Origin of the sequence: Tianweitania sp. (assembly GCF_032053605.1) — a bacterium.
Lineage (GTDB): Bacteria > Pseudomonadota > Alphaproteobacteria > Rhizobiales > Rhizobiaceae > Tianweitania.
Map to the genome: position 1 here is coordinate 230 of NZ_DAMBUH010000139.1, position 7,201 is coordinate 7,430.

The window sequence follows — 7,201 nt, forward strand, 5'->3', positions numbered from 1 at the left end:
GGGGTTGGACGAGATGGTGACAGGCTTAAGCGCGTTCGATTTTCAGTGAGGATCAGTCCGAGGCTGGATCCAAAAGATCTTCGACCTGTTGGCGGCCGTCCCGAACACGCAGGATCTCGACTTCATCCTCTTCCTCGATCACGCGGTAGAAGATTAGATGGTTGCGGAATGGAAGGACGCGGATGTCGCCGGAATAAACCCGCGCGCGCTTCGGAAACAGTCGCAGCTGTTCCCCCGTTTCGATAAGCGCGTCGATGTAGCGCTCGGCAGCCTGCGGATTGTGCTGCACCAGATAATCGAACAGATCGCGCACATTGTCTCTGGCTTCGTCCAGCCAGAAGACCTTAGCCATAGCGTTGTTTCAGCTCTGCCATGAAGTCGTCGTGTGGCGTACGACCGCCTCGTTTCTCGGCTGCCGCCAATTCTCCATCGATCTGCTTGCGAAGCATCAGCCTCTTGAGCGCGCGGCCGAGTTCTTCCTGCTCATCGTCCGATAAGCCCTCGGCTTCACGAACGGCATCACGCAGGATCTGGTTCATATCCATTCTCCGGCTTGCTTCAGGCGCTCGTTCATCGCACGTCTCCTGTTGGCGGTTAAGATAACACTCTCACAAGCCCCGTCCAAGGTCGCGTCCATCAGCATCAATGTCGTTGCCTCGAAAGCGGGATGTTGATGCGATGAGTAGAAAGCGGAACGCTGGATCGGTCCCGCGCAACCATCTCTATCCCGCACACCAAACAAAGCCCCGTACTCCAAACAAAAGCGACGCCGCCGGCCATGACTGACCGCGCCTTTTCTGCCGCCCCTTCCGTGTCGCTCGACGAAAGGCTTGGCGTGCTGTTAATCTTCCTGTCGGCGCTGTTCTGGAGCTTTGGCGGAACGATCGTGCGGTTTGTGGAAGCGCCGGATAGTTGGACCATCGTGCTGTGGCGCTCGCTGTGGGCGACCCTCTTCCTGCTCGGCTTCATGATCTGGCGCGATGGTGTGCGCGGAACGCTGCAGCTGTTTCGCGCCATGGGCTTGCCCGGCATCGTGGTCGGGCTGTGCTTCGCCGTGGCCAGTTCCTGCTTCGTGATCGCGGTCGGCTACACCACTATTGCCAATGTCGTGCTCATCAATGCCGGCGTGCCCCTGTTCGCAGCCCTGATCGGCTGGATGCTGTATCGTGACCGCGTGTCCGTGCCGACCTGGATCGCCATCGGCGCGGTGATCCTCGGTGTGGGCGTGATGGTTTCTGACGGTCTCGGCGGTGATGTGTCGTTGATCGGCAACGCAATCGCGCTCGTCAATGCGATCGCCTTCGCGATCGCCACCGTGGTGACGCGTCGTCATGCCGATGTTCGCATGACGCCGGCAACGTGCCTGGGCGCTGCCTTTGCCGGAACGTTCGCCGCCACGCAGGCCTCAACTTACGCCACGTCGCTGCCAGATTTTGCTCTATTGGTGGCCTTCGGCGCGCTCAATCTCGGCCTCGGCCTGGCGCTGTTTGCGTCCGGCGCCCGGCTGGTTCCTGCCGCTCTTGCTGCCTTGATCGGCACGCTGGAAACCGTGCTTGGGCCGATCTGGGTCTGGCTTGTTCACGCCGAAATACCCTCTGAACGCACCCTGATCGGTGGCGCAATCGTTTTCGCCGCTCTCCTCACGCATATCGGCCTGCAGTTCCGTCGCCCGCAGCGGCCCGCTAAGCCGGGGGTCTCCGGCGTGCAAACCCCGAACTGATCGCGATAGTGAAGGTTTGATGAAACGGGCGGAAACACCGCGATTGCCGCTTGCCGCTCCCGGCAAACGCCAATAGGCTCAATTTAACAGATCCTTGGAATGAAACGCGTTTGCGCGGAAGGAATCGGAGACAAATGATGCACAAGACCCTCTGGCTCGCGGCTGCCGCCATCCTTTTCACTGTGCCGGCCGGCGCCCAGGCGCGGGTGGTCAACGTTTACAACTGGTCGGACTATATCGATTCCTCGATCATCGAAGAGTTCACCAAGGAAACGGGCATCAAGGTCGTTTACGACGTCTATGATTCCAACGAGATCCTTGAAACCAAGCTTCTCGCCGGCGGCAGCGGCTATGACGTGGTGGTGCCGACCGCCAGCCCCTTCCTCGCCCGCCAGATCCAGTCCGGCGTGTACCAGAAGCTCGACAAGACCAAGCTGCCGAACCTCGCCAACATGTGGGACGTGGTGGAACAGCGTGTCGCGGCCTTCGATCCCGGCAACGAATACTCCGTCAGCTACATGTGGGGCACCACCGGCATCGGCTACAATGTCGAGAAGATAAAGGCAGCCCTCGGCACGGATCAGATCGACAGCTGGGACGTCGTGTTCAAGCCGGAAAACATCGCCAAGCTTGCAAGCTGCGGCGTGTATTTCATGGATTCGCCGACCGACGTGCTGCCGACCGCGCTGAACTATCTTGGCCTGGCTCCGGACTCCACCAACGGCGACGACATTGCCAAGGCCCAGGAATTGATGCTGTCGATCCGTCCGTCGATCCGCAAGTTCCACTCCTCGGAATACATCAACGCACTGGCCAATGGTGATATCTGCTTGGCCGTCGGCTTTTCCGGCGATCTGTTCCAGGCGCGCGATCGTGCGGCGGAAGCCAAGCAGGGCGTCGAGATCAATTACGTGATCCCGAACGAGGGCGCGGAGATGTGGTTCGACCAGATGGCCATCCCGGCCGATGCCAAGCATGTCGAAGAAGCCCACGAATTCATCAACTTCATGATGAAGCCGGACATCGCGGCCAAGGCATCGAACTATGTCTTCTACGCCAACGGCAACAAGGCGTCGCAGCCGATGCTGGATGCCGAAATCCTGAACGATAAGGCGATCTATCCTGACGAAGCCATGCTGGCGAAGCTGTTCACGGTGCAGCCCTACGATCCGCGCGCCCAGCGTCTCGTGACGCGTGCCTGGACGGCGATCGTCACGGGTCAGTAACAACAAGCGTCGGGGCGCGGCGGTCTTTGTCGCCCCGGATGGGAATGAAGGGCAACCGGCTGGGGTCGCTGACCTCAGCCATGCTGTCCGGCGCTGTTGCGCCGGGAAAGTAGGACGTGCATGGCCGTTAAGTCGCTGAACAGTATCCGCCGCAACTTCTCGCCGTGGACCGACCCGGCCGCAAAGCCTTACATCCAGTTCGAGAACGTCACCAAGCAGTTCGGTGATTTCACCGCCGTCAACAACCTGTCGCTCACCATCTATGAGCGCGAATTCTATGCGCTGCTAGGCGCTTCGGGCTGCGGCAAGTCCACGCTTTTGCGCATGCTGGCGGGCTTTGACGAACCGACATCCGGGCGCATCCTGTTGGATGGGCAAGATCTGCGCGGCGTGCCGCCGCACAAGCGGCCGGTCAATATGATGTTCCAGTCTTATGCGCTGTTTCCGCATATGACGGTGGAAAAGAATATCGCCTTCGGTCTGAAGCAGGAAGGCATGGCGTCGGCCGATATTGCCAAGCGCGTCGCCGAAATGCTGAAGCTCGTGAAGCTCGAACAGTTCGCCAAGCGCAAGCCGCACCAGCTGTCAGGCGGCCAGCGGCAGCGCGTGGCCTTGGCGCGATCCGTGGCCAAGCGGCCGAAGGTTCTCCTTCTGGATGAACCACTTGGCGCCTTGGACAAGAAGCTGCGCGAAGAAACGCAGTTCGAGCTGATGGACCTGCAGCAGGATCTTGGCCTGACCTTTGTTGTGGTGACCCACGATCAGGAAGAGGCCATGACCATGGCCGATCGCATTGCCATTCTCGACAAGGGCGAGGTCATGCAGGTTGCGACGCCGCAGGAAATCTACGAAGCGCCCGGCTCGCGTTTCGTCGCCAATTTCGTGGGCAGCATGAACCTGTTCGAAGGCGAGGTGACACGCCGCGACGAAACGTCGGCGGACATCCAGATCGGCCCAGACCTGCTTATTCGGACGGTCAATCCCGGAAATTCCGAGCAAAAAGCCGGAGTAAACTACGCAGTTCGGCCGGAAAAAATCCGGGTTTCTTCCAAAAAACCGGAAGAAACTGGAGTGAATTCGGCTCAGGGTGAGATCTTCGACATCGCCTATCTCGGCGACGTCACCAACTACAATGTAAAGCTGGATGACGGCCGCATCGTCAAGGCGACGGTGATCAACAACAATCGTCTGGCCGAGGATCCACTGACCTGGGGCGACCGCGCCTGGATTTCCTTCAAGCCGGATGCCGGCATCGTGCTGACGCGCTGAGGCGGCCCGATGACTCAGTCTTTCGCACCCGGCGCCGACCCAGTAGCTCCGACGCCTGACGCTACAGGTGCCGGCATGCATGGGTTCCTGAGGGGCCTGTCCGGTAAGCTCGTCATCATCGTTCCTTATCTCTGGCTGCTGGTCTTCTTTCTCGTTCCGTTTCTGATCGTGGCAAAGATTTCGCTGTCGGAAACGGCAACCGCGATGCCGCCCTACCAGCCTACCTTCGATGGGTTGACGGGCTTTCTAGGTAAACTCAGCAGCTTCTCCTTCGACAACTATCTCTGGCTCACCGAAGACGCGCTGTACTTCAAGGCCTACGTCTCGAGCGTCGTGATTGCGGCGATCTCGACCGTGCTGACTTTGCTGGTCGGCTATCCCATGGCCTATGGCATGGCGCGAGCGCCGACGACGATCCGGCCGACGCTGGTGATGCTCGTCATCCTGCCGTTCTGGACGAGCTTCCTGATCCGTGTTTATGCCTGGATCGGCATTCTCAAGCCCGAAGGCCTCCTCAACCAGTTCCTTCTTTGGACGGGCGTCATCGACACGCCACTGGTGATCCTGAACACGCATACGGCGATCTTCATCGGCATCGTCTATTCCTACCTGCCGTTCATGGTGCTGCCGCTTTATGCGGCGCTGGAAAAGATGGATCATTCCCTTGTGGAAGCAGCCCAAGACCTTGGCTGCACGCCGACCGGCGCGTTCTGGAAGGTGACGTTTCCGCTGTCGCGCCCCGGCGTCATCGCCGGCTGCATGCTGGTGTTCATTCCCGCGGTCGGTGAGTTCGTGATCCCCGATCTGCTCGGCGGCTCGCAAACGCTGATGATTGGCCGCACGCTGTGGAATGAGTTCTTTTCGAACCGCGATTGGCCGGTGGCGTCAGCGGTGGCGGTGATCCTGCTGCTTTTGCTTGTGATCCCGATTATGATCTTCCAGCAGGCGCAGGCAAAGACGCAGGAGCAGGGCCGATGAACGGGGGCGGCTGGAGCCGGTTCAACATCGCATCGGTTACGGCAGGCTTTGCCTTCCTTTACCTGCCGATCGTGCTTCTGATCATCTATTCCTTCAACGCGTCGCGCCTCGTCACGGTGTGGGCCGGGTTCTCCACGCAGTGGTATGTCACGCTTTGGCACAACCAGGCTCTGCTCGATGCCGCCTGGGTCACGCTGAGGGTCGGCCTCGTTTCGGCAACCGCCGCAACCGTGCTGGGTACGATGGCGGCACTGGCGCTCACCCGCTACACCCGCTTTCGCGGCCGGCTGCTGTTTTCCGGCATGGTATTCGCGCCGCTGGTGATGCCGGAAGTCATTACCGGCCTGTCCCTCTTGTTGTTGTTCGTGGCGCTTGGCGTCGATCGCGGAATGATGACGGTGACGCTGGCGCATATCACCTTTTCCATGTGCTTCGTGGCTGTCGTCGTTCAGTCGCGCCTGCTCACCTTCGACCGCTCTCTGGAAGAAGCGGCAATGGATCTGGGTGCGACGCCGGTGAAGACCTTCTTCGCCATTACCTTGCCGGTGATCGCGCCGGCCATCATTTCCGGCTGGATGCTGGCTTTCACACTGTCGCTGGATGATCTGGTGATCGCGAGCTTCACCTCCGGTCCGGGCGCCACCACGCTGCCGATGAAGATCTACAGCCAGGTGCGACTTGGCGTGACGCCGGAAATCAACGCGATCTGCACGATCCTGATCGCCATCGTTGCGACCGGCGTGCTGATTGCCTCGGTGGTGAACAAGCGCCGCGAAGTGCAGCGCCGGCGCGACGAACAGGCTGCCCAGCGGGCCTGATCTATTCCAGTGGCGGGCGCATCGTCATCGAAGAGATGAACGGCGCGTTCCAGGACCCGCCGACGAAGAAGCTTGCCAGCGGTGTTTGCTGCGTGGCGCCTTGTTGCAGCGGGTTTGGCGCGGTCGATGACGGCGGCGGGACCAGCCTCACATCGCCGCTCAAGGCAAGACCGCCGACATAAGGCACGATGCCTTCCATCACGATACGGCGGTCGATCGTGTCCACCGTAGCCTGCGTCACGCGCGCCACGCCATCATCCATCGTGGCCTTTGCCTGGACGCCCTCGATGGCCAGCGAACCGCCGGAGACATCCTTCAAGGCGAAGAAGCCGCCATCGTTGAGCCGAGCCAGAAACTGGTCGAGGTTGAAGCTGCGCAAAGTGCCGCGCGCAAAGCCGGCCGAGAAGGTGCCGTCGGCACTTTCCAGAACGCGTTCCCAGGTCTCGCCAGTGCCCTTCAGCGTCAGGGACAGCGTGCCGCGCGAAGCCGGCAACAAGGCTTGCAGCCCAAGTGCATCGCCCGCCGCCGCGCCGTCGAAGTCGGACGCAAGCAGGCGAAGGTCGACCACTTCAGAGCCCGGCTGACGCGAAGCGCGGATGCCCGCCTGCAAGGTGCCGCCGAAGGCCGTGGAGTCGGAAATATCGAGCACGGCGAGACCGGGGCGGACCTGCGCAGTGGCAGCGATTTCGCTTAAGGAAACCGGACCGGCGCGCGCAGTCGAAGCCGACAAGCGCAGATCGAGCTTCATCCGGTTGATGTAAGCGGAAGGATCGATCGCTTCCGTCTGCATCTGCGGCAGGAGCGGCGAAAAGACGCCGAGCATGGTCGGCAGGTCCAGCACGTCGAAAGCCAACGTGCCGGAGATCGCAGGAACCTCGTCTTCGAATGACACATCGAAGCCGCCGATCCCTGTATTGCCGTCGAGGATGAGCGAGGCGCTGGTGAACTTCAGCCGCTCCGCCGAGCCGGACAGCTGGCCGGAAAATTCCAGCGCGCCCGGCGCCATGTCGGAGGCTAGCTCGACCTGCAGCCAGCTTGCAGCCCGGCTGGCCGAAGGCGTGGAAAGCTGCAAGGTGCCGGTGACCAGCGCTTCCGCCGAAAGGCCGGCCGTACCATCGAACGAGGCTGTGACCGGCAGCGAGCGCAGGGCGGCGCGAAGCTCCGTGGTGCCGCCGGCAAGATGGATCAGC

8 protein-coding genes are annotated in these 7,201 nt (G+C 61.0%); 5 read left to right on the forward strand and 3 right to left on the reverse strand.

The features are described 5' to 3' along the window. Window positions 1-52 precede the first annotated feature (52 nt). Together RTX98_RS19025 and RTX98_RS19030 are read right to left on the reverse strand one after the other, a co-directional pair. The gene (locus tag RTX98_RS19025) at window positions 53-352 is read right to left on the reverse strand and encodes a type II toxin-antitoxin system RelE/ParE family toxin (RefSeq protein WP_312798407.1); all 300 of its coding nucleotides are present in this window, start codon (window positions 350-352) and stop codon (window positions 53-55) included. Beyond that, window positions 345-539, reverse strand: a complete 195-nt coding sequence (locus RTX98_RS19030) for a hypothetical protein (protein ID WP_312798408.1) — start codon at window positions 537-539, stop codon at window positions 345-347. The genes RTX98_RS19025 and RTX98_RS19030 overlap by 8 nt, the downstream gene beginning before the upstream one ends. A gap of 239 nt (window positions 540-778) precedes the next feature. On the opposite strand from RTX98_RS19030, the gene RTX98_RS19035 reads away from it, so the two are divergent. The 5 genes from RTX98_RS19035 to RTX98_RS19055 all read left to right on the forward strand — a co-directional run bounded on the left by RTX98_RS19035 (window position 779) and on the right by RTX98_RS19055 (window position 6,011). Beyond that, window positions 779-1,720 (forward strand): DMT family transporter, encoded by a 942-nt coding sequence (locus tag RTX98_RS19035; RefSeq protein ID WP_312798409.1) that lies wholly within the window; start codon window positions 779-781, stop codon window positions 1,718-1,720. 134 nt (window positions 1,721-1,854) lie between these two features. Next, a complete protein-coding gene (locus tag RTX98_RS19040; protein ID WP_312798410.1) occupies window positions 1,855-2,946 on the forward strand; it encodes a polyamine ABC transporter substrate-binding protein in 1,092 nt (363 codons plus the stop codon). Window positions 2,947-3,066: 120 nt separating this feature from the next. Continuing rightward, entirely contained in the window at window positions 3,067-4,215 is a 1,149-nt protein-coding gene (locus tag RTX98_RS19045) for an ABC transporter ATP-binding protein (RefSeq protein ID WP_312798412.1), read from the forward strand. A gap of 75 nt (window positions 4,216-4,290) precedes the next feature. Then, a complete protein-coding gene (locus RTX98_RS19050; RefSeq protein ID WP_312798416.1) occupies window positions 4,291-5,193 on the forward strand; it encodes an ABC transporter permease subunit in 903 nt (300 codons plus the stop codon). Next, window positions 5,190-6,011, forward strand: a complete 822-nt coding sequence (locus tag RTX98_RS19055) for an ABC transporter permease subunit (RefSeq protein ID WP_312798413.1) — start codon at window positions 5,190-5,192, stop codon at window positions 6,009-6,011. Before RTX98_RS19050 ends, RTX98_RS19055 begins: the two co-directional genes overlap by 4 nt. 1 nt (window position 6,012) lies before the next feature. Here the strand turns inward: RTX98_RS19055 and RTX98_RS19060 are convergent. Continuing rightward, window positions 6,013-7,201 (reverse strand): AsmA-like C-terminal region-containing protein (locus tag RTX98_RS19060; protein WP_312798414.1); only part of this gene is annotated, 1,189 nt, incomplete at its 5' end.